The sequence below is a fragment of the Devosia sp. Leaf420 genome (assembly GCF_001425445.1).
Classification (GTDB): domain Bacteria; phylum Pseudomonadota; class Alphaproteobacteria; order Rhizobiales; family Devosiaceae; genus Devosia.
This window is the reverse complement of the sequence record NZ_LMQU01000014.1, coordinates 101,478-126,950: the sequence shown is the minus strand read 5'-3', so window position 1 is coordinate 126,950 and position 25,473 is coordinate 101,478. Positions and strand designations below refer to the sequence as shown.

Genomic DNA, 25,473 nt, shown 5'->3' with positions numbered 1-25,473 from the left:
CCCTTGATGGGGGAGGTTGGGAGGGGGTGATTTTCGGCCCTCCTCACCCCAAAAATTTAGGCTCCACCAAAGCCCCCTTGTGCCCGATCACCACCCCGGCCACCCGGTGCGCCTCTTCTGCCGCCTCGCGGATCGATTTGCCTTCAAGCCGCGCTGACAGATAGCCGCCGTTAAAACTATCCCCGGCCCCGGTCGCATCGACAACCGTCTCGACCGGCTTGGGCGAAATGCTGACCCGCTCCGTTGCCGTCGCGATAAACGCTTCCTTCGCCCCGTCCTTGACCACCACCTCTTCCACCCCAAGTTCGAGATAGCGCTCGGCGGTGTCTTCCACCGTCTTGTCGCCAAAGAGCGGCGCTTCGTCCGAGTGCGTGGGCAGGACGATATCGCAAAGGCTCGCCGCTGCCGTCAGCACCGAAGCCATCACCCTTTGGCTCGACCACAGCGCCGGCCGCAGATTGGTATCGAAGGCGATCTTGGCGCCATTGTCCCGTGCCTTGACGATCGCCCCGAGCAACCGTCCGCGCGCCCGCGGCGCGAGGATTGCGAGTGTAATGCCGGAGAAATAAACCAAGCTCGCGCCCGCGACGGCCTTATCGAGCGTTGCCTTGTCGTCCGCCAAGAGCTTGGCCGCGGACTGATCACGCCAATAGGTAAAGTGCCGGTCGCCCTTATCCTGATGGATCATATAGAGCCCTGGCCGCCGCTCCGGCACCGTGCCGATATGGTCGGTACCGATATGGTTGGTTTTGAGAAACGCCCTGATATCGTCGGAGTAGCGGTCCTTGCCGAGCGCCGTCACATAATCGACCCCCCAATCCTTGCCGAGCAGCGCCCGCAGATACCAGGCGGTGTTGAGGGTGTCGCCGGCATAGCCGAGGCGATAATTCCTGTCCTCGCCGCCGCTCATTTCGATCATGCATTCCCCGATGCTGGCGATCCGCTTGCCGGCCATGACGCTCTCCTCCTCAGTGCTTCCAAGGCTTATGCCGGGCGCAACACCCCGCCGCAAGTCTTAGACGACAGCGCAAGCCCACCCTTCCATACAAGATTGGAAGCCACTATGCTGCGCCCGATTTCATTCCGGAGCCGACATGACCAACCCGCGCCTCAGCCCCACAACCCTCGGCTCTCTCAAAGCGGGCATTGGCGTGCCGAACTATGATCGGGCCAAGGTCACGCCGGGCATTGTCCATCTGGGCATCGGCGCCTTCCACCGCGCCCATATGGCCGTCTATGTCGATAATCTCCTGGCCGACTACCCAAGCTGGGGTATTGTCGGCGCCAGCCTCCGCCGGCCGGACACCAAGGATGCGCTCGAACCCCAAGGCGGGCTCTATACCATCGCCGTGCGCGATGCCGCCGGCACCCATCCGCGCGTCATCGGCTCGATCCTCTCGGTGATGGATGCGAACACGCAGCGCGAAGAACTACTTGCCCTGATGGCCTCGCCCGATATCCGCATCGTCTCCCTGACCGTCACCGAAAAGGGCTATTGCCACGATCCGGCAACCGGCGAACTCGACCAGAAGCATCCGGACATCGTCCACGATCTTGCCAATCCCAGCGCGCCGAAATCGGCGCCCGGCATGCTGGTCGAGGCGCTCGCCCGCCGCAAGGCTGCCGGTGTTACTCCTTTCACGGTGATGAGTTGCGACAATCTCCCCTCCAATGGTGAAACCGCCAAGCGCATCGTCACCCGCTTTGCCGCCCTCCGCGATGCCGATCTCGGCACATGGGTCGAAGCCGTCGCTTTCCCCTCCACCATGGTCGATCGCATCGTGCCGTCCACCACGGACGCTGATCGCACCGAGGTCGCCGACCTTATCGGCGCCGAAGATGCCTGGCCGATCATGACCGAGCCCTTTACCCAATGGGTGATCGAAGATCATTTCCCCGCCGGTCGGCCCGCCTTCGAACAGGTCGGCGCGCAACTGGTGAAAGATGTTGAGCCGTTCGAACTGATGAAGCTCCGCATGCTCAATGGCTCGCATTCGACCATGGCCTATCTCGGCTATCTCGGCGGATATCAATACATTGCCGAGGTCATGGGCGATCCGGCCTATGTCAAACTCATCCATGGCCTGATGACCGAAGAGGCCATGCCGACGCTCGATATGCCCGGCACCGATCTCGGCGCCTATCGCGATCAACTGCTCGAGCGCTTCCGCAATCCGGCGCTAAAACACCGCACCTGGCAGATCGCCATGGATGGCAGCCAAAAACTGCCCCAACGCCTTCTCGGCACCATTCGCGATCGCCTCAAGGCCGGTCAGCCGATCACCCGCCTTGCCCTCGGCGTTGCCGCCTGGATGCGCTATGTTACCGGTGTCGCCGAAGACGGCAGTGAAATCGACGTGCGCGATCCGCATGCCCTCAAGATGATGGCCATCTCAGCCGATGCTGGCGATGACGCCGAAGCGCTTTACGACGGCCTCTCCGCGCTCACCGAAATCTTTGGTACCGATCTCGCCGGCAATGCGATCTTCCGCGAGACCGTGATCGGCCATCTCGAAAGCCTGTTCGAAGAAGGCGCAAAGGCCACCGCAGAGACAGTCGCCGGCTGAAGAAGGCCTAGTTCCGTCCGCCCTTGAGGCGCGCAACTTCAAGGCTGCGCGCCAAAAGTCCCGCCCATCGCCGAGCGCCTTCGGGCGACAGGATCTCGTCATTGCGCAATTCGATCATCGTCGATTCGATGCCGCGCCCATCCCCATGCTTTTCAAGCGTCAGGGTAACCCCCGTCAGCGCCGCATAGGGTTCGTTCCAGCCGATATTGAGGTCCGGTTGTTCTTCGGCCATGGCGTCGCGCAGTCTTTCGGTAAAGCGGCTGTCGCGTCCATGCAGCACCCCGATGGGCCAGGGTCGCGCCACGCCGAGATAGACCGGGGTGAACGAATGCATGCAGACAAGGATGGTCTCCCTGCCTGCATTGCGCCGCGCTTCGAGCAGCATCTCGATCGCCCCATGAAAGGGCCGGTGATAATTGTTGATGCGGAATTGCCGCTCTTCGTCGCTGAGATTTTCATTGGCGAGGATCCGCGTCCGCTCCGACAGCGTCCAGATCAGGTCGGGCGCTGTCAGCGCGCGGTTGCAGTCGATGATCAGCCGCGACACGGTGGACTCGATCAACGGCGCATTGAGGCTTTCGGAGAGATAGCGGCTCACAGCCAGCGCGCCGGGGTCCCAGGCAATGTGGCTTAGCCTTTCGCTCGGCGAAAGACCAAGATCGCCATAGCGTTCGGGGATGCGGTTCGAGGCATGATCGCACACGATCACGAAGGGCGAATTGCCCCGCGCATGCGTCACCAGAACCGGATTTCGCGCCTCTCTATCCATATCGCCTCGACGTTTTCCGCCCTCAATAACGTCCGGGCGGCAAAAAGGAGCCCGTCCCTATCAATCGATTGGCTGGCTCTAGCGCGTTCAATCCGCGCTGTCTTCTGCTAGTCTCTCGACCGGAGGACCCATGCGCATCATCGATACCCATCTGCATCTTATCTACCCCGATCGTCTCACCTATCCCTGGCTCTCGGGCGCGCCAGCGATCGACAAGCCCTGGCCGGCCCAAACCTATTGGGCTGAAGCCAAGCCCCTCGGCATCGAGCAGGCCCTGCACATGGAAGTCGATGTCACGGAAAGCGACATCGAAAAAGAGACCGGTTTCGTCCTCGGGCTTTCCGGCATTGTCGGCGCGATCGCCGCCTGCCGCCCCGAGCACGCCGATTTTCCGGCCCAGCTCGATCGGCTGCTCGCCATCGGCGGCACCCGCATCAAGGGCCTGCGCCGCATCCTCCACGAGATCGACGATAGCGTCAGCCAGCCCCAGCTTTTCGCTGACAATCTCCGGCTCCTTGCCGAACACAACCTGACCTTCGATCTATGCCTCCGGGCCGATCAGCTTCATCTCGGCGTGGCGCTAGCGCAAAAGCTGCCCGAGGTGACGTTCATCCTCGATCACTGCGGCAATCCGGATATCAACGGCATTGGCCTCGACCCGTGGCGTCGCGACCTTCAGTCGATTGCTGCTCTCTCCAATGTCCATGGCAAGGTCTCGGGCATCGTCAATCACTGCGACCCCGATTGGACCACCGAAACCCTCCGCCCCTATGTCGAGCATGTCATCGACAGCTTTGGCTGGGACCGCGTCGTTTTCGGCTCCGATTATCCCGTCGTCACCAAAACCGGCACCCTGACGCGCTGGGTCGAGGCTCTTTCCGAGATCGTCTCGGACGAGACCGCAGAGAACCAGCAAAAGCTCTTTGCGATCAATGCCGAGCGGATCTATCGCCTCACCTAGGGCATTATAGGCAAGCCTGCGCAGACGCGCGGGCACGCGTTAAGTTCTGATGGGCAATCAAATTGAATTGCACGACGCCTTTACGCGTGAGATTCTGATTCCGAGGAATGGGGAGAATACTTATGGCGCAGAGTGCTGACCGCATCGCGGTCTCCACCTGGTCGTTGCATCGCCTTTTGGGCACGACCTATGCACATGACCTGACGACGACGGCCATCGGCCCAGGTGAAGACACCTATGGCGAGGGCAGCGAGTCCCTGCTCGGCCTGCCCTCGGTGCTCGCCAATCACGGCTACAAGCGCCTCGAAATCGTCTCCTTCCACATGCGCAGCCGCGATTCCATCTATCTCGCCGAACTGCGCGAGCAGTTGCGCATCGCTGGCGTCACGCTGCAGACCCTCCTCATCGATGCCGGTGACATCGCCGACCCGGTCAATGGCGCTCGCGACACCGCCTGGATCGCCGGTTGGGTTGAGGTCGCCAATGAGCTCGGCGCCGAAAACGCCCGCATCATTGCCGGCAAGCAGCAGCCGACGCCCGAAAACATCGAACGCTCCATCGCCGCCCTCCGCCAATTGGCCGACGCCAATGCCGGCTCGCCCCTCCGGCTCGTCACCGAAAACTGGTTCGACCTACTGTCCTCGCCTTCTGTCGTCCATGAAGTGCTCGACCGGCTCGAAGGCCGTATTGGGCTCTTAGGCGATTTCGGCAATTGGTCGGGCCCGACCAAATACCAGGATCTCGCCTCCATCTTCCCGCGCGCCGAACTCTGCCACGCCAAGGCAACCTTCGCCGATGGCCAGCTCGACGAGGCCGATTATGCCGCCTGCCTCTCGGCCGCCGAAGGCGCCGGCTATAAGGGTCCCTATACGTTGATCTTCGATGCCCACCATCCCCACGAATGGACGGGCCTTGCCGAAGAGCGCGACTTCATCCTCTCGCGCCTCGATCAGGGCTGACAGGATGAGCATGGCGCGTGCCGTCCAGCGGCGTGTAGTCCGATCGAGAAGCAGCCAGCGCGCAGTGCCCGTCCTGTCGCGTCTGGCTGAGATTGCACCGGTCGGCATGCTCGTCACCGGGCTCGACGGCACAGCGCGCTATCTCAACCCCGCCTTCACGCGGCTCCTCGGCTATCAGCTCGATACCGAGCAGCCGTTTTTCGGCTTCGATCTGCTGCACGAAAGCGATGCCAATGCCGGGCGGCAACATATCGCCCGCCTGGCGCGCGGCGAGGCCGAGCTTTATCGCGGCGAACATCGCATGCGCCATGCCGATGGCCAGCCTGTCTGGGTCATGCTCGCCGCAGCCCTTGCGCGCGATGCCGAAGGCCAGCCCGATTGCATCATGCTTCAGGTCACCAGCATCGAGCTGCAAAAGCGCGCTGAAGAAGCCCTTGCCCATTCGGAAAACCGCTGGAATTTTGCGCTCGAAGGCGCCCGCCAGGGCGTCTGGGACCATGATATCCGCACCGATGCCATGTTCTATTCGCGCATGTGGCGGCGGATGCGCGGTATCCCCGATGATGAAGTCATTGGCAAGGATCATCAGGAACAGTGGGCCTCGCGCCTTCATCCGGACGATGTCGGCCGGGTGATGAACGACATCCACAAGCAAGATAGCGGCGACGACAATTTCGACGCGCTCGAATACCGCGAACGGACGCGCGACGGCAATTATATCTGGATCATGAGCCGTGGCCGCCCGGTCGAATGGGACGAGAACGGCAATGCCCTTCGCACCATCGGCACCGATACCGACATCACCTATCTCAAGACCATCGAACAGGAACTGGCTGCCGAAAAGGAGCGCCTCCGCGTGACGCTTGAAGCCGTCGCCGATGGCATGATCGGCACCGATTGCCAGGGCCGCGTTACCTTCATGAACCCGGCGGCCGAGCGGTTCACCGGCTTTTCCCAAAGCGAAGCCATTGGCAAATTCGCCGAAAACGTCTTCCCGCTTCGTCTCGCCCATAGCCACGAAGCAGCCCACTGCCCCGCCATCACCTGCCTCACCCATGGTATCCCGTTCGAAGTTTCAGACGAGGTCATCCTCGTCTCCCGCGATGGTCAGGCGCGCGATATCCGCTGCTCCGCCTCGCCCGTCGTCATGCCCGATGGCAAGGTCACCGGCGCGGTCCTCGTGTTCCAGGACATCAGCCAGAGCCGGGCGCTGCAGCGCGAACTGGCTCATTCCGCCAATCATGATCCGCTAACGGGCCTCCCCAACCGCGTCGCCTTTGACCGCGCGCTCAATCTCGCGCTCGCCTCCGCCGAGGGCAGCAATCGCCGGCATTGCCTACTCTATATCGACCTCGATCGCTTCAAGCCCGTCAACGACACGGCCGGCCACGCCGCCGGCGACGCACTTCTCAAGCAGGTTGCCGAAACCATCCGCGGCGCCTGCCGCGGCCACGATCTTGCGGCCCGCCTCGGCGGCGACGAGTTCGCGGTGCTGCTCGAAGATTGCCCGATGCCCAATGGCAAGCTTGTCGGCCAGAAAATCGTCCGCGCCATCGGCTCGCTGATCTTTTCCTGGAATGGGCGCGATTATCGCATTGGCGCCAGTGTCGGCGTTGCCGCCATCACGCCTGATGCCAAGTCCCCTGCCGATTGCCTAAGCGAGGCCGATGCCGCCTGCTATGCCGCCAAGGCCCAGGGACGCGCCTGCGTCGTTGCCTATCCCGATATCGCTGGGGGCGCCTGAAAGCGCGGCTCGCTTTCGCTTAAGCCGAGGGGGAATAGGTTTCCGCACACAGCGCCACGAAACTCTTCATCCCCGCCGATTGCGGGCTCGACTTGCGCCGCGCCACCAGCAATTGCCGCATGGCCCAGCTTTCGGCCAATGGCGCGCAAACGAGGTCCGTGCCCGCCAGCAGATGCAGGCTCGTCGAGCGGAGGAAGCCAATGCCGAACCCGGCCTCGACCATGCGCACAAGCGCGGGAAAACTCTCAACCCGCAGCGTCTCGTTGAGCGCCTGCCCCTTGGCCTGCGCGGCCTCGGCCAAGAGCCGGTCGAGCGAGCCGGAATGATGCACCCCGACGATGGTGTGATCGCGCACCGTGTCGAAGGAGATCGATTTGCGCGGCTCGATCTTGCTCGCGAGCGGATGATCGGGCGGCGCTAGAACCCAGATGCGCTCGTCCTCGAAGGGCCGGATTTCGAAACGCGCAAAATCATAATTGTCCGAGACGATGGCGACATCCGCCCGCCCCTCGTCGAGCGCCAGCAGCGCCTTGGCTGCGCCCATCTCGGCGATGGAGAGCTCGATCCCCGGAAATTTCTTCGCAAACCGCGCCAGCAATTCCGGCAGGCGCCCCGTCAGCGCCGATCCGGTACAGGCAAGCCTAAGGCTTCCGCGCTGCCCCGATCCAAACTCGGCCATGACGGCATCGAGATCGGCAATGGAACGGAGAACCGTCCGGCACCCTTCGGCATAGGCTTCACCCGCCGCGGTCAGCTTGACACCCTGCGCCGAGCGATCGAACAATACGACCCCGAGCCGCGCTTCAAGATCGGACACGCGTCGGCTGACAGCGGACGAAGCGATACCTTCGCGCTCGGCCGCCCGGCCAATTGAGCCGGTTTCAGCCAGAAGCAGAATAAGCCGCGCGGTGACGCTGTCGAATGGTGCCATGTCGTTTCCTCGCCGCCACCATAAAGGCGGATCGGCCGAGGTCAAAACCCATCGCAGAACATTGGACCAATTGCTGTGCGTAAGCTATCCCGCCAGCGCCATCAGCCCGCGCACGAGATAAAACAGCCCGATCCCGGTGACGATCCAGCGCGTCCACTTGCGGAAATTCTCATCCGAAAGCCGCTGCAGCACGCGATAGCCGACATTGGTGCCCAGGATGGCAAAGGGCGCTGCGACCAGGGCGATGATCCAGTCCCCCGGCGCCATTGCCGAAGCCATGGCGCCATAAAAGACGATCTTGGCCCCATGCGAAAGCACCTGCGCCGCCGCCTTGGTCGCGATGACAGTACGCCGATCCATTTCGGTGCGAATAAAAAAGATATCGATCGTCGGCCCGGCAACACCCACCGCAAGATTGAGCCCCGAGCCGAAAAAGCCGCAGAGAAAACCATGAAGCGGCTTACTGGCGTCAAGCGCCAGCCAACCTTTCGGGATCCAAACCAGGATCGGCATCAATCCCACGACGATACAGACCGTGACGAAATCGGGCGTATAGCGCACGATGAACAACAGCGCCGCCGCCGTCAGCAGCCCCAGCAGGATCGTCCCCAAAATCCGCCACTCGATAAATTTGCGCGAAAAGATCGCCCGCGAGCCATTGGCGATCAATTGAATGACACCCTGCACGGCAATCGCCGTCGCCACCGGCAACAGCGTCATCAAAGCCGCCAGGAGGATCATCCCCCCCGCCATGCCAAAAATCCCCGACAGCACCGAGGTACAAAAGGTAGCGATGGCAAGGGCAAAAAGGATCAGGGGCGACATGACAACAAGATGACTGACCTGCCCCCGGCAATCCAGCCGGCTTTGGGCATGGGGTCATGCTGCTTTTGGTGGCGAAGAAAAGCCTCTTTCGCGCAGCACACGTCCGTTTGACCGCAGTTGCTTTAGCCAACTCGGTGGCACCTCCCCCTTGACGGTGGAGGTCGGGAGGGGGTGCGTGAGTCACGACGCCAAAATTCTTGAGCACCCCTCCCCAGCCCTCCCCGTCAAGGGGAGGGTGCTGCATCCAGTCCGCTGCTGCTCTCGGGAACAGCATCACCATCCAGCAATTCCGGATAAATCACCGCCGAACACTGGCGATTGTTCTCGTCGAGCTTGGCCTGCTCATCGGCCGTCAGCACGCCGGAATAGACCGGGTCCCACAGATTATCACGCGTGAGACCCTCCATGCCGCACTGGCAATAGGTCGTGCACATCTCGGCACTCGTCCCGCCCGTCTCGCACGTCGCCTGGCAGGTTTTTAGAAAATCCGCCTCGCGCAGCGCATCCTGCGTGCCAAGCAGCATGGAAAGCGGCACGATCGCTGCGAGCAGCACCGGCTGATGGATCAGGTAAAACGGCAAGCTCCAGCGTCCCAACCAGCCCAAGGCCCGCGGCACTTTCCCCTGCGGCTGCACCTCAGCCAGTTTGGGCAAAACCCGCGCCTTGGCGAGCCGTGTCGCCAAAATCCCGACGAGCACCGCCCCGAACCAGGGAAAGACCGGCACGAGATCGTTGGTCACGGGCGGCGTCACCCAGAAGCCAAGCCAGGAAAAGATCTTCTCGTTAAAGAGCGGATCGGCAAAGACGAAATGCGGCACGATGAACAGCAGCGCCACCAGCCCCACCGCCCAAAGCGGCACAAAGAGGAAGGGCAGCCCCATCAGCATGAAAAGCGCGATGGCATGCAGCACGCCGAAATAAACAAAGGCATCTGGGAAGGTGAAATAGGTCCCAAGCGTTATCGCCAGCGCCCCAACCGCCACGAACAGCCAACGCCGCCAAAAGCTCTGCCAGCGAATGCCATTCCCATGCCCGAGCACGAGGCCGACACCGACGAGAAACAAAAAACTCGCGAGGATCGAGCGGGCAAAAAACACCCAGCGAGGATCGAACCCCACATCGGCGCCGATGAACCCGAAATACCAGAGGTCCCAGCAGAGGTGGTAAAAAGCCATGAACAAAATGGCCACGCCACGCGCGATGTCGATGACGGGGAGGCGCGGTTTTTTAATCGAAACGTCGCTCACGCAGAGCCCCTCTCACCCGTCTCGGGCTTCGCCCGATCCACCCTCTCCCCAAGCGGGAGAGGAATGGTGCACACTTCTAATTCTTCTCCCTCTAGGGGAGAAGGTGGCGCGAAGCGCCGGATGAGGGGGCCTTATCAAAAGGCCTCAATCCCCAGAATACCCCACCACCACCGCCAAAAACGCGTCGCCATAGCGATCAAGCTTCCCCTGCCCAACCCCAGGCAGGTTCAGCATCCCATGCGGATGCGTTGGCTTTGCCATCGCCATGGCTTTGAGCGTCGCATCATGAAAGATCACATAGGGCGGCACGCCCTGGCTCTTGGCGATTCTGAGCCGTTCCGCCCGCAGCGCCTCGAACAGCCCCTTGGCATAGTCCGGCACTTCCACCGATTTGCTGAGCTGGCGCCGCACTTCGACGGCCTTTTTCGGCCGGTCCTTGCGCAGCGTCACGCTGCGCTCGTGCTTGAACACCGCCCGCGCGCCTTCGCCCAGCGTCAGCGCGCCATGATTGGCGTGGTCGACGACAATCAGACCCATGGCCGTCAATTGCCTGAGCACCGATTGCCAGGCTTTCGCATCGAGCTCACGCCCCTGCCCGAAGACGGGTTGGTTCTGATGACCAAAGCGCTGGACCTTCTCGGTTTCCTTGCCGACCAGAACATCGATCAAATGTGCCGCGCCAAACCGCTGCCCGGTGCGATAGATCGCCGCCAGCGCCTTGATGGCTGCCTCCGTGCCGTCCCAGCTTTCGACCGGCGAGCGACAGGTATCGCAATTGCCGCAATTGCCGTCATGCGCCTCGCCAAAATGGTTGAGGATGGCCTTGCGCCGGCATTCCGCGGTTTCGCAAACCCCAAGCAGCGCATTGAGCTTGCCATGCTCGACCCGCTTGATCTCGTCGGGCGCATTGCCCTCCTCGATCATGCGCCGCCGCTGCACCACATCGGCCATGCCATAGCTCATCCAGGCATCGGACGGCTGACCATCGCGCCCGGCGCGGCCAGTTTCCTGATAATAGGCTTCAATGGAAGACGGCAGATCCATATGCGCGACATAGCGCACATCCGGCTTGTCGATCCCCATGCCGAAGGCGACCGTTGCGACGAGACACAGCCCCTCCTCCTTGAGGAAAGCGTCCTGATTGGCGCTCCGCATCTCGGCCGGCATGCCCGCATGATAGGGCAGCGCCCGAATGCCCTTGCCAGAGAGATAATCGGCAATATCCTCGACCTTGGCGCGGCTGAGGCAATAAACGATGCCGCTTTCGCCCTTATGGCCGGCCAGAAAATCGAGCAATTGCTCGCGCGCCTTGTCCCGCTCGACGATGGAATAGGAAATGTTGGGCCGGTCGAAGGAAGTCGTAAAGACCTCAGCCTGCTCGAGCCCCAGGCGCTCAATGATGTCTTCGCGCGTCGTCGGATCGGCCGTCGCCGTCAGCGCAATACGCGGCACGCCGGGGAAGAGCTCGACGAGATGGATCAGCTCGCGATATTCCGGCCGGAAATCATGCCCCCACTGGCTCACGCAATGGGCTTCGTCGATCGCAAAGAGCGCGATCTCGACGCCAGACAGCATATTGGCAAAGCCCGGCGTCGCCACGCGCTCCGGCGCCACATAGAGAAGATCGAGTTCGCCGGCGCGCAATTGACGCCGCACCGTACTCGCTTCCTCAGGCGACAGCGAAGAATTGAGCGCCGCCGCCGCGACGCCCGCCTGCTTGAGCGCCTCGACCTGGTCGCGCATCAGGGCAATCAGCGGGGAAACGACAATCCCGACCCCCGGCCGGCAAATGGCGGGGATCTGAAAGCACATGCTCTTGCCCGCGCCGGTCGGGAACAGCACGACCGCGTCGCCACCGCCGACGATTTGGTCGATCACCTTGGCCTGCTGGCCGCGAAACTGCTTGTGTCCGAATATTTCGCGCAGAACATCGAGCGGGGTCAGCCGCTCGGTTCGGTGGGGCGAAAACAGATCATAGGAATCGAGCGCTTGCACAGGTTCCTTGAATCATGAGCGCGGGGTGAGCCGCAAGGGCATCGCGCCCGCCTATCCCCTACACATAGCCGAGAGCGGCAAACTGACTGTCGAACCACCACCAGCCGAGCCCGGTCAAAACCGCAACGACGGCAAAGGCGATCCAGCCCTTGGCCGTCAGGTTCTGGTGGTCGGGCGTACGATAGTCAAAGCCATCGCCAAAAACGAGAAAGATGGCGCCGAACACAAAGCAGAGCGGCACCAGCGCAAAAACTTTGAGTTCATAATGCACTTCCGGCACCCCGGCCTGCGCCTGCTGCAGCGGCACGAGCAGAAAGAAATAAAGGCAGGCAAAGCCGATCAAGACGATCGCCAGCCCGCCCAGCCGCACCAAATTCTCCCGCGCCATATAGCCCCTCCCGCTTCGCCGCCGGAAGGTGACACGCGCGCGGGAAAACAAGCAAGCCTTAGCCGCCGACGATCTCGCCGCCATTGGGGTGCAGCACCTGCCCGGTCAGGTAAGAGCTTTCGTCACACGCCAAAAACAGATGGCACGTCGCCACCTCATTGGGCTGGCCCGGGCGCTTGAGCGGCTGGCTCGCGCCAAATTCAGCGACCTTTTCCGCCGTAAAGGTGGCGGGGATCAGCGGCGTCCAGATTGGCCCCGGCGCCACCGCGTTGACGCGAATATTCTTCTCGGCAAGGCTCCCAGACAACGAGCGCGTAAAGGCGACAATCGCGCCCTTGGTCGAGGAATAGTCGAGCAGTTCTGGCGACCCACGATAGGCCGTGACCGATGTCGTGTTGACGATCGAAGCACCGTTCTTGAGGTAGGGCATCGCCGCCTGCGTCATGTAAAAATAGCCGTAGAGATTGGTGCGAAAGGTCTTTTGCAACTGCTCTTCGGAGATATCGGTGATCTCCTCCTGCGGATGCTGCTCGGCCGCATTGTTGATCACCACATCGATCTGGCCGAATTCCTCGATAACCTTGCCAACGACCGTTTCGCAAAAACTCTTGTCGCCGACATCGCCGCGCAGCAGCAGCGCTTCCTTGCCCTCGGCCGTGACGGCGTCGGCCGTAATCTTGGCGTCCTCGGTTTCCTCAAGATAAACCAGCGCCACCTGCGCCCCCTCGCGGGCAAACAGCACCGCGCAAGCCCGCCCGATGCCGCTATCGCCGCCGGTGATGATGGCGACCTTATCCTTGAGCCGCCCATTGCCGGAAAATTTCGGCATATATTGCGGTCGCGGGTGCATCTCCGTCTCGCGCCCGGGCTGATGATCCTGCGTCTGCGGCGGGTTGATGGCTTCGGACATTTTTGTTCCTTGGATTCAGGTCGGAAAACGCGATGCGATAGGCCTAGTGCGCGTGCTGCTCGGCATTCCGCTTTCGCGTCGCGGCGGCCTTTTTCGCCGAAGCCGATCGATCGGCCGCCGAGCGGTTCGCCGATGCCTTGCCACCCTTTTCGCCGCCTCTATGCGCAGCCGGATGGCCAGTGTCCTTGCCGCGGCCGGAGCCGGATTTCTTGCCGCCGCCATCGTCCTTGTTGACGCTGGCCCAGGCGCGGCGCTCGGCTTCCTCGTGGCTCACGCCCTTTTTCTCATAACCCTCTTCGATATGCTCGGCCTTGCGCTTCTGCTTATCGGTATAGGCGGATTTATCGCCCTGCGGCATGGTCGCCTCCTGCGACGGAAATGGGGATGAAGGGATCGCGCGGGTGGGATAGAGGCTCGGCTGCCTATTCGTTGGCCGGGCAGGGAAACCGGAAAAACCAAGCCCGTTCCTCATGCCACCGCGTCCGGTTGACGCGCGCTTTCCCTTCGAGAAGGCAACGGCATGCCCCCGGTGCAGTTGCCGAGAGCGTCAGAGGTTAATCAGCTGGATTTTTCGGCCTGCAAAAAGCTCAAGGCTTCATCGGCTTGCTGAGATAGCGCGAGTTGCGCTCGACAAACCGCCACGGCGTCTCGACACCCTTGGTGATGCCGATCCGCGGCCCCGTGGCCACTTCGCTCACGACCTCAGCCAGCAGAAGCGCAAATGGCGCTTCATCGAGCGGCAAGCCATTTTGCCTGAGATCCACCGCCAAAGCCGCCGCCAGTTTCCCCGGCCCCGAGCAAAGCTGCTTCTCAACCACCCCGCCCCGCCGCTCATGCATCATATCGAGCCCGACATTCGGCTCTAGTGCCCGAATGAGGATGGCACTGCCCGGCCGGCAAACAAAGTTGAGACAGTAGTGGATGCCATAGATTTTGTAGACATAGGCATGGCCCGGCGGCCCGAACATCGCTTCGTTGCGCGGCGTCGGCCCACGAAAACTATGCGACGCCGGATCGGCCTCATCATAGGCCTCCACTTCGACGATCCGCCCGCCGACGCCATCGACCAGCAGCACCATGCCAATCAGCTCCGGCGCGACATCGAGCACCGGCCGATCGAAAAATTCCTTTGAAACGCTCAAGCGCACACCGCATGGGCAGGCCTAGCGCCACGCCCATTCAGCCTACGACCAGCCACGAGCACGCCCGCGCGCTCGCGCAAAAGGGTCAGTCTGACCGAACCGCACCCGCCGCGCTCAGAACGCTTTTGGCTGTCCGTGCGGTCTGATAACCAGCGGCTTACCGCCGATATAGCGTTCCTGGGCCGCGTTGCTCCACCAGGAGATGACGCAGAAGCCAAGATTGAGTGTGGGCACGACGCCCTCGACTTCGAATGATCGCATCTGCCGCTTAGGCTTGATGCGCAGGGTCCCGCGACCCAATGGCAGCCTGATCCAAGACATTGCAATCCCCCCGGATTGGATCGGACCAGCATGGTTAAAAAGACCTTAAGCGTCAACGTCATAATTCCTACACATAGAATTTTTTCTTTTGACGTCAGAAGTTTGCGTGAAATCCTCTCAATCGACGCGACCGCGCGCTGCAACCTGCACGGTTTCAACGACTTCCTCGCCGCGCACGAGCGTCACCGTGTCGAACAGATTGCTCACCGGGCAGCAATGATTGGGCACGATGCGGATCGTGTCGCCGATTTTCGGCTTCACCGCGCAAGCGGAAACATCGACCGTGCCATGCTCTTCGCTGAGGCCAACAATCGTCGCCTCGGGGAAATCTAGCACATATCCATGCCCCTCCAACCCCAAGAGATCGCTGGTCAGCGTCTTCGAGCCAGCATCGATAATCGCCCGCCCCTCGGCCGGCCGCGACACCACAGTCGCCAGCACCGTCAGCGCGCACTCGTTATAGCTGGCCGCCCCCGCCGCCACCTGGCTGCGATCCATATAGATATAGGTGCCCGGCCGATATTCAGTCGCCACCCCGGCTTCTTCCATATGCCAGATATCGGGCGTTCCGCCGGTCGTGATCTCGGGCAGCGGCATGCCCGCGCTGTCGAACAGCGCCTTGGCCTCGGCCAGCCAATCCGCCGCCTCGCGATATTTCTTCGCCGCCGGATAGGTCATCAACCCCGCAAATTGGAGCCCCGGCAAAACCGCGATCTGCCGCGCCAGCGACAAAGCCGCCTCTGGCGATTGCACGCCGCATCGGCCCATACCGGTATCGCATTCGACGAAAACCCCTAGCGGACGGTTTTGATCGCCAAAAGTCTCCGCCAACCCCATAACCGTCTCGGTGCTATCGGCAACGACGCGAATGGTTACCCGCTCATGCAGCGCTTTCAGCCTGTCGCGCTTCTTCGCCCCGACAATATTGAAGGTCAGCAGCAGATCGTCGAGCCCGGCATCGGCCATCACCTCGGCCTCACCGAGCTTCTGCACCGTGATCCCCACCGCGCCCAATTCCACTTGGCGTTTGGCAAAGCGCGGCAGCTTATGCGTCTTAATATGCGGCCGGAGCTTTATGCCGGCTCTATCCGCCGCATCCTGCGCCTTCTTGAGGTTGGCTTCGGCCTTGTCGAGATCGACCAGCACCACCGGGGTTTCGAGTTCAGAAATAGTGCTCATTTGCCCCTCAAGACCTCGTCCACAAATCTCAGATTGCCCGCCGTCAGCCCGGCATCGACCGGCAATACCGTGCCGGTTATGCCCGAGGCCGCATCGGAACACAAAAACAGCGCCGCGTGCGCCACTTCCACAGGGCTCACCATCCGCCCCAGCGGATAATGCGGCAATACATTATCAAGAAGGCTCGGATCCGCGGCCAATCGATGATCCCAGGCCGGCGTTCGCACCGAACCCGGCGCCACCACATTGGCCCGTACCCCCTCGTCCCCGCGCTCCACCGCAATCGCCTTGGCATAGGCCACCAGCCCCGCCTTGGCCGCCGAATAGGCCGGATTGCCAAAATGGGCGATGGCATTGACCGAAGAGATAAAGACCAGCGCCCCTAGCCCCCGCTCCGCCATGGCGGCAATGATCGGATCGGTCAGCGCATAGGCGCCATTGAGATTGATATTGAGCTCTGCAGCCCAAACCGCATCATCGACCATCCCCAGATGCTCGGCCCGGGTAAAACCGACATTGGCGACCACGGCATCATAGACCCCATGCGCCGCAATATCGGCAGAGATCGCCGCACGCGTCGCCGCCATATCCGCCTGGTCGAAAAGCACCGCCCGCTCAAGGTCGAGCCCCTCAAGCAGAGCTCGCTCTTTCTCCGCGCCCACCACAACGGCGCCAGCATCCTGAAACACCGCCACCAGCGACCGCCCAATACCGCCCCCGGCCCCGGTAATGAGCACAGTCTTGCCATCGAGGCGGAAGGGGGATTGGGTCATAGGTTTCCTCATTCGATTGGGGCTCACGTCACCCCCTCCCTCCTCCCCCATCAAGGGGGAGGTGTCGCATCGCGTTTGGAGCTAGATTTTGCCACACACACCGGCCAGCACCTCCCCCTCGATGGGGGAGGTTGGGAGGGGGTGACCGGCAATCACCAGATCACTCCCCCTTATACGCCACCAGATCAATCTCAACCTTGCAATCCACCATCATCCGGCTCTGCACGCAGGCTCGGGCCGGCGGATGCTCGCCAAAATAGCTCTTATAAACCCCATTGAAACTCCAGAAATCCCGCGGATCATCGAGCCACACCCCAACGCGCACCACATGCTCGAGCCCGTAATCGGCCTCTTTCAAAATCGCGAGCACGTTCTGGATAGTCAGGTGCGTCTCGTCGACGATCCCGCCTTTAACGATCTCGCCGTCCTTCATTGCCACCTGCCCCGAAACATAGAGCCAGCCGCCGGCTTCCACGGCGCGGGCAAAGGGGAGGTTCTGGCCACCGGCACCGGACTTTTCAGTCCCATAACGCTTGATCGGCATGGCGGCATCCTTCCAGGAAAATGAAACTCAGTTTCTCTTTTCGTCCAATTTTTTGGTCCTTTGAAGCCGAAAACGCCTGGCTTCGGCTGCAAAAATGTAAATTTCTTACGTGAAGCACTGAAAACACCGTGCTAGGCTCGGCCAGCGCGAACACTCGCGCCCTCACGTCCCCAGCCTTCGGAAATCTGTCGTGCGCGTCTTCACCGCGGCCCTCGCCACCGAGACCAATACCTTCTCTCCCATCGCCGTCGACATCAGGGCCTTCGAAGCCTCACTTCATGCCGGCCCCGGCGAACACCCGGCAACGCCGACGCTGTGCACCGCTCCGATCACCGTTGGACGCGAGGTCTGCGCCCGCGAAGGCTGGACCCTCATCGAAGGCAGCGCCTCCTGGGCCGATCCTGCCGGCCTCGTCGCCCGCCAGACCTATGAAGAGATGCGCGATGCCATCCTCGGCCAACTCCAGGCCGCCATGCCCGTGGACGCCGTCGTCCTCGGCCTTCACGGCGCCATGGTCGCCCAGGGCTATGATGATTGCGAAGGCGATCTCCTCTCCCGCGTCCGCGCCATTGTCGGCCCCGATGTGCTGGTCTGCGCCGAACTCGACCCCCATAGCCATCTCACCGCCAAGCGCACCGCGGCCGCAGACTTTTTCGTCTACTTCAAGGAATTCCCGCATACCGACTTCGTCGATCGGGCCCGCGACCTCTGGGACATCGCTGTCCGCACCCTCAAGGGCGAAATCAAGCCGGTGATGTCGATCTTCGATTGCCGGATGATCGACGTCTTCCCGACCTCCAAGCAGCCCATGCGCGGCTTTGTCGACAAGCTGCTTACACTCGAAAAATCCGAGCCCGATCTATTGTCTCTTTCGGTCGTCCACGGCTTCATGGCCGGCGACGTGCTCGAAATGGGCACCAAACTTTTGGCCGTCACCGACAATGCTCCCGCCAAGGGCGCAGCCCTCGCCGAAATCCTTGGTCGCGAACTTTTTGCCATGCGCGGCACCTTCATGGTCGCCCAGGTCGATGAGCAAACCGCCGTCACCGCCGCCCTCGCCGCGCCCAAGGGTCCGGTCGTCATCGCCGATGTCTGGGACAATCCCGGCGGCGGCACGGCGGGCGATGCCACCGTTCTCCTCGCCGAACTCATCCGTCAAAACGCCAAGGACGCTGCCGTCGGCACCATCTGGGACCCGATCGCCGTCCAGATCTGTTTCGCCGCCGGCGAAGGCGCTGAAATCCAGCTCCGCTTCGGCGCCAAATCCGCGCCTTACACCGGCCAGCCCATCGACAAACGCGTGACGATCAAAAAGCTCGTCCGCGACGCCCAGATGCGCTTTGGCGAAAGTTTCGCCCCCTTCGGCGACGCCGCCTGGATCCACTTCGACGGCATCGATGTCATCCTCAACTCGACCCGCGCCCAGAGTTTTGATCCCAGCCTCTACTCAGCCCTCGGCATCGACCCCACGTCGCGAAAGATCCTTCTCATCAAGTCGACGAACCACTTCTACGACTCGTTCTCGAAAATCGCCTCCGAGATCATCTACTGCTCCGCCGGCAAACCCTACCCCAACCGCCCCGCCGAAACCGACTATCGCAAAGCCCCCAAAACCATCTGGCCTATGGTGGAGAATCCGTGGGGGTGATGTGTCCCAATCTCGATTGTCACCCCGGCGAAGGCCGGGGCCCATCCTGAAATCTCAAGAGGGCTCCCCGCCTGCGCGGGGATGACAGCCGGCGGATGACGGAAGTCTAACCAACTCCGCCTTCCCCACCCCTCAACGCTAACGGAATGCTAACAAAAAGGCCGCCGTTTCCCAACGGCGGCCCTTGTCATTTCAGGCTATTTCAATCCGCCGACCAATGCCCATACATGATCGGCATAAGCCCCACGAGCGCCTTGAAACGCTCCCAGCTTTTCCGCTCCGGTAGCGTCCAACCAGCCTCAGCCACCGCCGAAAGCCTTGGAAATACAAGGCGATCGAAGATCGCGCGATCCGTCATCGACTCGCTCCAGATGCAGCTCTGGATCCCAAGGAGATGCTTCAAGCCCTCCTCCGAAAACCCTTCGCGCGCCTCGAATTCGTAAGTCTCTTGCGGGCCCGACCACCCGGCCCAACCGGCACCCGGCTCGGCCCAGGAAATTCCGTTAGCCATATCAAGGTAGTAGCGCTGGCCGGGCGACACGACGATGTCAAAACCGCGCTCGGCCAGCGCCGCGTTGATCTCCACATTGCGCCAGCCGATGACATAGGATTTTGCCTTGTCCACCGCATCGCCATGCGCCGCTTCTTCCCAGCCGCCGGTCACAGCGCCCTTGGACGAAATATAGGCATGCACCCGCTTGATGAACTCGGCCTGGAGGATCGCCGTCGGCGAGCCTTCGATCTCGTCGGCGCCGTGATGGTTGCCCAACTGGTTGAATTGCTTGGCATGTTTTTCGCGCATGGCGGGGCCAGCCATCTTCTCGAGCATGTCGAGCGCCAGCGGCGAACCCGACCAGGCCGCGAGCGGTACTTCGTCGGCGCCGAGGTGGAAAATGCCCTCCGGGAACAGGTCCAACACCTCGTCGATCACCGTTTCGACGAACTTATACACGGGCTCATGCGCCGGATTTAGACTGTTGTTCGGAAAGCCCTGGACCGATTGGTATTCGCCGGTCTCGTTCGGGTCGCGCAATTCAGGGAGGGCCTGCAGCGCCGCATAAAAGTGGCCGGGCATATCGACTTCGGGGATCACGGCGATGCCAAGACTATCGGCCAGCGCCACGACCTGCCGGATGACGGCCTTGGAATAGAAGCCACCGGTCGGCTGCGGACCAGACCCGAGCAACGGCGGCAAGGCCTTGCCGTGACCACGCCAGGCGGCAACTTCGGTCAGTGCGGGATAGGCGTCGATCTCGATGCGCCAGGCCTCGTCCTCGGTCAGGTGCCAGTGGAACTTGTTCATCTTGTTCCACGCCATGATCTTGATGAGCTGGCTGACCTCAGCTCCAGTATAGAACTGCCGCGCCACGTCGAGATGGCTGCCGCGGAAGGCAAAGCCGGGCTCGTCGCTGATCGTACCGCCTTTGGGGAAGCTGAACGTGTGCGGATAAAGTCGCGCGCCGCGCAGCATATGCCCGAGCGTTACGAGGCCATAAAACAGCCCCTGCCGCGTCGTCGCTGTGAGGCTGACGCTGTTCTCGCTGAATGCCAGCTCATAGGCCTCCGACCCCATGCCCGGCTTTTCGGCGATCGTCACCGGCATGCCGGCTTCCGAAGCCGGCCGCACCAGCGCTTCCACCGGGAAGAGATCATGCGCCAGCCCGGTAAAGGCAGCTGCCGCGCGGTTCGCGGCCTCGCCCTGCGGCTTCAGATCGAAGCCGACCGGCGCGATGCGCGAGCCGGTGGTCGCCACCGATTTCGGCCAGGGGATGATCGAATGCGCCACCGGAGCCTTGGCCGGCACCGGGAACTTTGCCGCGCCCTTCAAGAGTGGCGCATTGTGTCCCTTGCCCTTGGTGGGCAGGGTCGGAATGGTGACAACCTGCCCATTCTCTAGCACCACATATGCCGAATTTGCGCCGTCGCTCCAATGCCTTAGCCCATAGGAGAGCCCACGGGCCGTCGCCGTCCAGGTCGCGCCGGGTTCGAGCACGAAACCATCGGGCGGCGCGATCAGCGTGTGGTTAGACAGGCGTTTCAGGAGCTTGCCATTCTCCAGCGTCGCATGGGGATCGACCCGCGCGGGCCCGGAAAACCCAAGCTGGAAATTGCTGACCGGCTCATCGCCAATATTGGTCAACTCGATGCCATAGCCCAGCGCCTCGCTATCGGAAGCCGGGGTCCAGGTGGTGACGAGCGAAAATTGTGTGGTCATACTTCTATTTCCTAATATCTTTCAATATCTTGGCTCCAACCACGTCATTCCCGCGAAAGCGGGAATCCCTGCTGGAGCAAAAGCGGATTCCCGCTTTCGCGGGAATGACGCCGGGGACTATCTTGCCCTTGATGGCGCCCTAATCCCCGAGCGGCTGCCCGTCGTCGCCGTCGCGATTGACGACGAGCTGGTGCTTTATGCGGCGCATGCTGGCGATGGCCGAAGGGCCGAGGCGGGTCGCAATGGTCTGGGCCAGCACATCGACCGTCGCGAGGAAGGCATAGCGGCCCGGCGTTGGCCGCAGGATATCGGCGTTCTCGTGCCAATTGACCGGCAGGAGAATGTCGGACTGCGCCGAAACCAGCGATCCCGACCGGGTAGCAACGACGCGCGTCAACCCATATTCCCCCGCCACCGTCAGCGTCTTGGCAAGCTGCGCATTGTTGCCAGAAAGCGAAAAGGCGATGATGACGGTCCCGGCCGGCGCTGCCGCCACCCGCATCAATTGCAATTGGTGATCATCGGTCGAGGCGACTTTTAGCCCGAGCCGGAAAAGCCGGGTCTCGATCTCGCCCGCCATCATCGAGGAGGCGCCGCCCGAACCGAAGGACAGGACAAAGCTCGACTTGGCGATGCTCTCCGCCGCCCGCTCCACGGCATTGAAATCAAGCTGCTCGAAGGTTTCGTAGATGATCGACTGGATGCCGTTGACGACGCCCTGCGCGATCTCATGCACATTGGTCGGCCCGGCTGCCGGTGCGAAATAGCGCTGGCCGACAAAGCGGGACTGGGCCAGCCGCACCTTGAAATCGGCATAGCTGCCGCAGCCAAGCCGGCGACAGAAACGGGTCACCGTCGGCGGCGACACCTCGGCCTGCGCCGCAAGGTCGACAATGCTCATCTTGAGAACACTGTCGACATCGGCGAGCACGATATCGGTCAGGGCGCGCTCGGACCGGGTGAACCCGTTCTTTTCGGTCTGCAAAAGGCCAACGATATCAAGCATGGCCCCTCCCCCGGACAGCATGACGCGGCTAATAGACGGCGAGCCCCCGGCTATCGAAGAGGTGGGCATCGGCAATGGCAAAGCTCATGTCGAGCGCCTTGCCGTCCTCAATGGTGGGATTGCCTTCAAAGAGCCCGATGAAGTTTTCCCCGCCCGGCAGCGTCGAATAGCTGATCGTGTGAATGCCAAGGTGTTCGACGATATTGGGCGTCGTCGAAATCGTAAACTCACCCGAACCAAGCTGCATATGCTCGGGCCGTATGCCAACGGTGACGTCCTGCCCCGCAACCGCGGTACTCGTGCGCGGCAGACTCAAAACACCGAGCTTGCCCAAATCGACGGTGACAGTCGATCCATCGGCGCTGCGCACCTTACCGTTGATGAAATTCATCTTGGGCGAGCCGATAAAGCCGGCGACGAAGAGATTGTCCGGCTTGTGGTAGAGGTCGAGCGGCGAGCCGACCTGGCTGATTTCGCCGGCATTGAGCACGACGATCTTGTCGGCCATGGTCATGGCTTCGATCTGGTCGTGGGTCACATAGATCATGGTCGAACCGAGCCGCTTGTGCAGCTCCATCAGTTCGATGCGCATTTCCGAGCGAAGCGCGGCGTCGAGGTTCGAGAGCGGCTCGTCGAAAAGGAAAATCTTGGGCTGGCGCACGATGGCGCGGCCGATGGCAACGCGCTGGCGCTGGCCGCCGGACAATTGACCGGGGCGATGCTTTAGGCGCGGCTCAAGCTGCAATACCTTGGCGGCAGCGCTGACGCGGCGATCGACTTCGTCCTGCGGCAGTTTTTCGACACGCAGCGGAAAGGCGATGTTTTCATAAACTGTCATATGCGGATAAAGCGCATAGGACTGGAAGACCATGGCGATGCCGCGCTGCACCGGCGGCAGATCGTTGACGACCTTGCCGCTGATCTCGATCTGGCCTTCGGTCACGTCTTCGAGGCCCGCGATCATGCGCAGCAGGGTGGATTTGCCGCAGCCCGATGGGCCGACGAAAACGACGAATTCGCCTTCGGCCACCTCAAGGTCGATCCCCTTGATGATGCGGGAATCATTGAAGCTCTTTTCGAGGCGCTTGAGGCTCAGTTGCGACATTTTTTGCGCGGCTCCGGCACGAGTTCTGGGTCAGGGAACCGCCGCCCGAACCGGGCGGCGGCACTTCGTTCGGCTTATTTGTACTGTTCGATTTCGCCAGCAGCCTTGGTCAGGGCAGCGGCGGGTTCAGCGGCGCCGGTGACGACGGACTGGACCATCTCGATCATGACGTTCTGGAAGCCGATATAGTCGGTCAGCAGCGGCTCTGGGCCACCGAACTCGATGCCGTCGATGAACGGCTTCCAGTACGGATTGTCGGCGACGAGCTTGTCGACTTCAGCAGACGGACGGAGCGGGGTCAGGCCACCTTCGGAAAGTTCGTAGGCCAGCTGGTTTTCCGGCGAGGTCAGGAACTTGCCGAATTCGATGACCTTGTCTTCCTGGCCGGTGCCCTTGAACACGGCGAGCGAGTCGGTGATCAGCAGCGTGCCTGGACCCTGTGCATCAGGACCGGTCGGGAGGGGAGCAACACCCCAATTGATCCCGGCTTCCGTGCCACGGCCGGCGCAGCTCACCGAGCAGTGCAACATGGCAAGGCCGCCGTCGAGCCAGATGGCGCGAACTTCGTTCTGTTCGTAAGCGGTCGGACCTTCTTCGGAATAAGGAACGATGTCCTTGAAGGCGGTCAGCGCAGCCAGGTTCTGCGGCGAGTCGAGGACGATGTTGCCATCGGCATCGATGACCTGGCCATTGTTGGTGTAAACCCAGTGAAGGAACCAGTGCATGGTGCCGTCAAAGGTCTTTGCGACCATGCCGAAGCCGGCTGCGTCGGTCTTTTCGGTGATCTGCTTGGCGAAAGCGATCTCTTCTTCCCAGGTCTTGGGCGGCGTTTCCGGATCAAGACCGGCTTCCTTGAAGAGGTCCTTGTTCCAGAAGAAGGCCTTGGTCGAGAAGGCGACCGGGATGCCCCACTGGGTGCCGTCGAAGGTCACGGTGTCGGGCACGTAGTTGTAGTAGCCGGCCTTTTCTTCGTCCGTCATCGGCACGGGAACGATGAGGTCGTTCTGGGCAAACTGCTTGAGCGTGCGCGAACCGACATAGGCGATATCGACCGGGGTGCCGGCAACGGCGAGGGTCGTTACCTTATCCTGGCACTGGCCCCAGCCAACGAGCTCGGGCACGACCTTATAGTCGGGGTTGTTGGTGTTCCATTCTTCGAACAGCTTGGTGTAGACCGGGGTCACCACGTCGCCGCAGAGGATGATGTTGATATCTTCGGCCACGGCCACACCGGCCAGGCCCGTCGTGCCCGACAGGGCAATCAAAGACGCCAGCACGAAGCCTTTGGTCTTGTTCATTTGTAGTCTCCCTTGTTGCACGCCCGAAGGCGCCTTCCCTCTCGTCCGGCCCCTGCGAGCCGCCCGAAATTCTACTGTTTGACCGCCCCTGCGGTCAGGCCTGCCACGAGATAGCGCTGCAGGAAAATGATCACGATCATGACCGGCAGAATCCCCACGAAACTGGCGGCCATGAGCTCGTTCCACTGCACTTCCTGCTTGCCGAAGAAGGCAAAGAGGCCGACCGGCAGCGGCATGAACTCGGTCTTGGAATTGAAGGTCAGCGCAAAGATAAACTGCTGCGCATAGGCCCCGATAAAGGTCATGATGGCGACGACGACGATCCCCGGCATGGCAAGCGGCAGGATGACGCGACGCAGCGTATAGAGCCGGCTTGCGCCATCGACCCAGGCGGCTTCGTCAAGCTCGCGCGGAATGCGCAGCATATAGGTCCGGAGGAGCCAGATCGAAGATGGGATCAGGAAAGCCGCCCCGGGTACGATCATGGCGAAATACGTGTTGAGCAGCCCCATGGCGCGCATCAGGCGGAAGAGCGGAATGAGCAGCACCGCGCCCGAGAACATGTTGACCGCGAGGAACAGCCCTAGCAGCATGCCCGCACCGGCAAAGTTGAACCGGGCAAAGGCGTAAGCTGCGGGCACGACGATGACGACGACGATCAGCGTCACGACGCTCGAGATGAAGAACGAATTGAAGATGTGCATGCCCAGCATGGGAACCGAGGTCCACATGTTAAAGTAGGCGTCGAACGAGCCATTCTTCGGGATGAAGCTATAGGGCGTCGAAAACAGCTGCGCGAGCGGCTTGAGCGAGACCAGAAACCCTTCGATGAAGGGCGCCAGCACGAAGAAGAGAAAGACCGCGATGCCGAGATAGATCGCTGCGACCTCATACCACTGATAGCGGTCGATCATGGCGCGGGCGGTACGGCGGCGGGCCTTGGGCT

General features: G+C 61.7%; 24 protein-coding genes. 5 read left to right on the top strand and 19 right to left on the bottom strand.

The window, feature by feature from the left end; genetic code table 11:
- Positions 1–43 precede the first annotated feature (43 nt).
- Positions 44–955 (bottom strand): sugar kinase, encoded by a 912-nt coding sequence (locus ASG47_RS18545; RefSeq protein WP_061911727.1) that lies wholly within the window; start codon positions 953–955, stop codon positions 44–46.
- A 139-nt stretch (positions 956–1,094) separates the two neighbouring features.
- Here ASG47_RS18545 and ASG47_RS18540 point away from each other — a divergent pair, with 139 nt between their 5' ends.
- Positions 1,095–2,567, top strand: coding sequence for a mannitol dehydrogenase family protein (locus ASG47_RS18540; protein WP_061911726.1), 1,473 nt, complete (start codon positions 1,095–1,097; stop codon positions 2,565–2,567).
- A 7-nt stretch (positions 2,568–2,574) separates the two neighbouring features.
- Here the strand turns inward: ASG47_RS18540 and ASG47_RS18535 are convergent, their stop codons facing one another.
- On the bottom strand, positions 2,575–3,336 hold the full coding sequence (locus ASG47_RS18535; protein ID WP_061911725.1) for an N-formylglutamate amidohydrolase: 762 nt from the start codon (positions 3,334–3,336) through the stop codon (positions 2,575–2,577).
- 130 nt (positions 3,337–3,466) lie between these two features.
- Between ASG47_RS18535 and ASG47_RS18530 the strand changes: the two genes are divergently transcribed.
- The 3 genes from ASG47_RS18530 to ASG47_RS21230 all read left to right on the top strand — a co-directional run bounded on the left by ASG47_RS18530 (position 3,467) and on the right by ASG47_RS21230 (position 7,000).
- Entirely contained in the window at positions 3,467–4,297 is an 831-nt protein-coding gene (locus ASG47_RS18530) for an amidohydrolase family protein (RefSeq protein ID WP_061911724.1), read from the top strand.
- A gap of 122 nt (positions 4,298–4,419) precedes the next feature.
- On the top strand, positions 4,420–5,256 hold the full coding sequence (locus ASG47_RS18525) for a sugar phosphate isomerase/epimerase family protein (protein ID WP_061911723.1): 837 nt from the start codon (positions 4,420–4,422) through the stop codon (positions 5,254–5,256).
- Between the two features lie 10 nt (positions 5,257–5,266).
- Complete coding sequence (locus tag ASG47_RS21230) at positions 5,267–7,000, top strand: PAS domain S-box protein (protein WP_210168438.1); 1,734 nt, start codon at positions 5,267–5,269, stop codon at positions 6,998–7,000.
- A gap of 19 nt (positions 7,001–7,019) precedes the next feature.
- Here the strand turns inward: ASG47_RS21230 and ASG47_RS18515 are convergent, their stop codons facing one another.
- The 12 genes from ASG47_RS18515 to ASG47_RS18460 form a co-directional block, all read right to left on the bottom strand.
- Positions 7,020–7,931 (bottom strand): LysR family transcriptional regulator, encoded by a 912-nt coding sequence (locus ASG47_RS18515; RefSeq protein WP_061911721.1) that lies wholly within the window; start codon positions 7,929–7,931, stop codon positions 7,020–7,022.
- 84 nt (positions 7,932–8,015) lie between these two features.
- Positions 8,016–8,756 (bottom strand): sulfite exporter TauE/SafE family protein, encoded by a 741-nt coding sequence (locus ASG47_RS18510; protein ID WP_061911720.1) that lies wholly within the window; start codon positions 8,754–8,756, stop codon positions 8,016–8,018.
- A 224-nt stretch (positions 8,757–8,980) separates the two neighbouring features.
- Positions 8,981–10,003, bottom strand: coding sequence for a DUF1624 domain-containing protein (locus ASG47_RS18505; protein WP_061911719.1), 1,023 nt, complete (start codon positions 10,001–10,003; stop codon positions 8,981–8,983).
- Between the two features lie 144 nt (positions 10,004–10,147).
- Positions 10,148–11,998, bottom strand: coding sequence for a DNA helicase RecQ (gene recQ, locus ASG47_RS18500; protein WP_061911718.1), 1,851 nt, complete (start codon positions 11,996–11,998; stop codon positions 10,148–10,150).
- A 58-nt stretch (positions 11,999–12,056) separates the two neighbouring features.
- Entirely contained in the window at positions 12,057–12,386 is a 330-nt protein-coding gene (locus ASG47_RS18495) for a hypothetical protein (protein WP_061911717.1), read from the bottom strand.
- Positions 12,387–12,444: 58 nt separating this feature from the next.
- The gene (locus ASG47_RS18490) at positions 12,445–13,296 is read right to left on the bottom strand and encodes an SDR family oxidoreductase (protein WP_061911716.1); all 852 of its coding nucleotides are present in this window, start codon (positions 13,294–13,296) and stop codon (positions 12,445–12,447) included.
- 43 nt (positions 13,297–13,339) lie between these two features.
- On the bottom strand, positions 13,340–13,654 hold the full coding sequence (locus ASG47_RS18485) for a hypothetical protein (RefSeq protein ID WP_061911715.1): 315 nt from the start codon (positions 13,652–13,654) through the stop codon (positions 13,340–13,342).
- Between the two features lie 229 nt (positions 13,655–13,883).
- Complete coding sequence (locus ASG47_RS18480) at positions 13,884–14,438, bottom strand: DNA-3-methyladenine glycosylase (RefSeq protein WP_061911714.1); 555 nt, start codon at positions 14,436–14,438, stop codon at positions 13,884–13,886.
- Positions 14,439–14,552: 114 nt separating this feature from the next.
- Positions 14,553–14,759 (bottom strand): hypothetical protein, encoded by a 207-nt coding sequence (locus ASG47_RS18475; protein ID WP_156464169.1) that lies wholly within the window; start codon positions 14,757–14,759, stop codon positions 14,553–14,555.
- A gap of 117 nt (positions 14,760–14,876) precedes the next feature.
- On the bottom strand, positions 14,877–15,938 hold the full coding sequence (locus ASG47_RS18470; RefSeq protein WP_061911712.1) for a D-TA family PLP-dependent enzyme: 1,062 nt from the start codon (positions 15,936–15,938) through the stop codon (positions 14,877–14,879).
- The gene (locus ASG47_RS18465; protein WP_061911711.1) at positions 15,935–16,711 is read right to left on the bottom strand and encodes an SDR family oxidoreductase; all 777 of its coding nucleotides are present in this window, start codon (positions 16,709–16,711) and stop codon (positions 15,935–15,937) included. Before ASG47_RS18465 ends, ASG47_RS18470 begins: the two co-directional genes overlap by 4 nt.
- Before the next feature lie 160 nt (positions 16,712–16,871).
- Positions 16,872–17,255: a RidA family protein gene (locus ASG47_RS18460; protein ID WP_061911710.1), complete on the bottom strand. Its 384-nt coding sequence runs from the start codon at positions 17,253–17,255 to the stop codon at positions 16,872–16,874.
- Between the two features lie 190 nt (positions 17,256–17,445).
- Between ASG47_RS18460 and ASG47_RS18455 the strand changes: the two genes are divergently transcribed.
- On the top strand, positions 17,446–18,903 hold the full coding sequence (locus tag ASG47_RS18455; RefSeq protein ID WP_061911709.1) for a M81 family metallopeptidase: 1,458 nt from the start codon (positions 17,446–17,448) through the stop codon (positions 18,901–18,903).
- Between the two features lie 202 nt (positions 18,904–19,105).
- Here ASG47_RS18455 and ASG47_RS18450 read toward each other — a convergent pair whose 3' ends face one another.
- The 5 genes from ASG47_RS18450 to ASG47_RS18430 form a co-directional block, all read right to left on the bottom strand.
- On the bottom strand, positions 19,106–21,118 hold the full coding sequence (locus tag ASG47_RS18450) for a beta-N-acetylhexosaminidase (protein ID WP_061911708.1): 2,013 nt from the start codon (positions 21,116–21,118) through the stop codon (positions 19,106–19,108).
- A 139-nt stretch (positions 21,119–21,257) separates the two neighbouring features.
- Positions 21,258–22,124 (bottom strand): MurR/RpiR family transcriptional regulator, encoded by an 867-nt coding sequence (locus tag ASG47_RS18445; RefSeq protein WP_061911707.1) that lies wholly within the window; start codon positions 22,122–22,124, stop codon positions 21,258–21,260.
- Positions 22,125–22,152: 28 nt separating this feature from the next.
- Complete coding sequence (locus ASG47_RS18440; RefSeq protein ID WP_061911706.1) at positions 22,153–23,229, bottom strand: ABC transporter ATP-binding protein; 1,077 nt, start codon at positions 23,227–23,229, stop codon at positions 22,153–22,155.
- Between the two features lie 74 nt (positions 23,230–23,303).
- Positions 23,304–24,527 (bottom strand): ABC transporter substrate-binding protein, encoded by a 1,224-nt coding sequence (locus ASG47_RS18435; RefSeq protein WP_061911705.1) that lies wholly within the window; start codon positions 24,525–24,527, stop codon positions 23,304–23,306.
- A gap of 71 nt (positions 24,528–24,598) precedes the next feature.
- Positions 24,599–25,441, bottom strand: coding sequence for a carbohydrate ABC transporter permease (locus tag ASG47_RS18430; RefSeq protein WP_061911791.1), 843 nt, complete (start codon positions 25,439–25,441; stop codon positions 24,599–24,601).
- Positions 25,442–25,473: the final 32 nt, after the last annotated feature.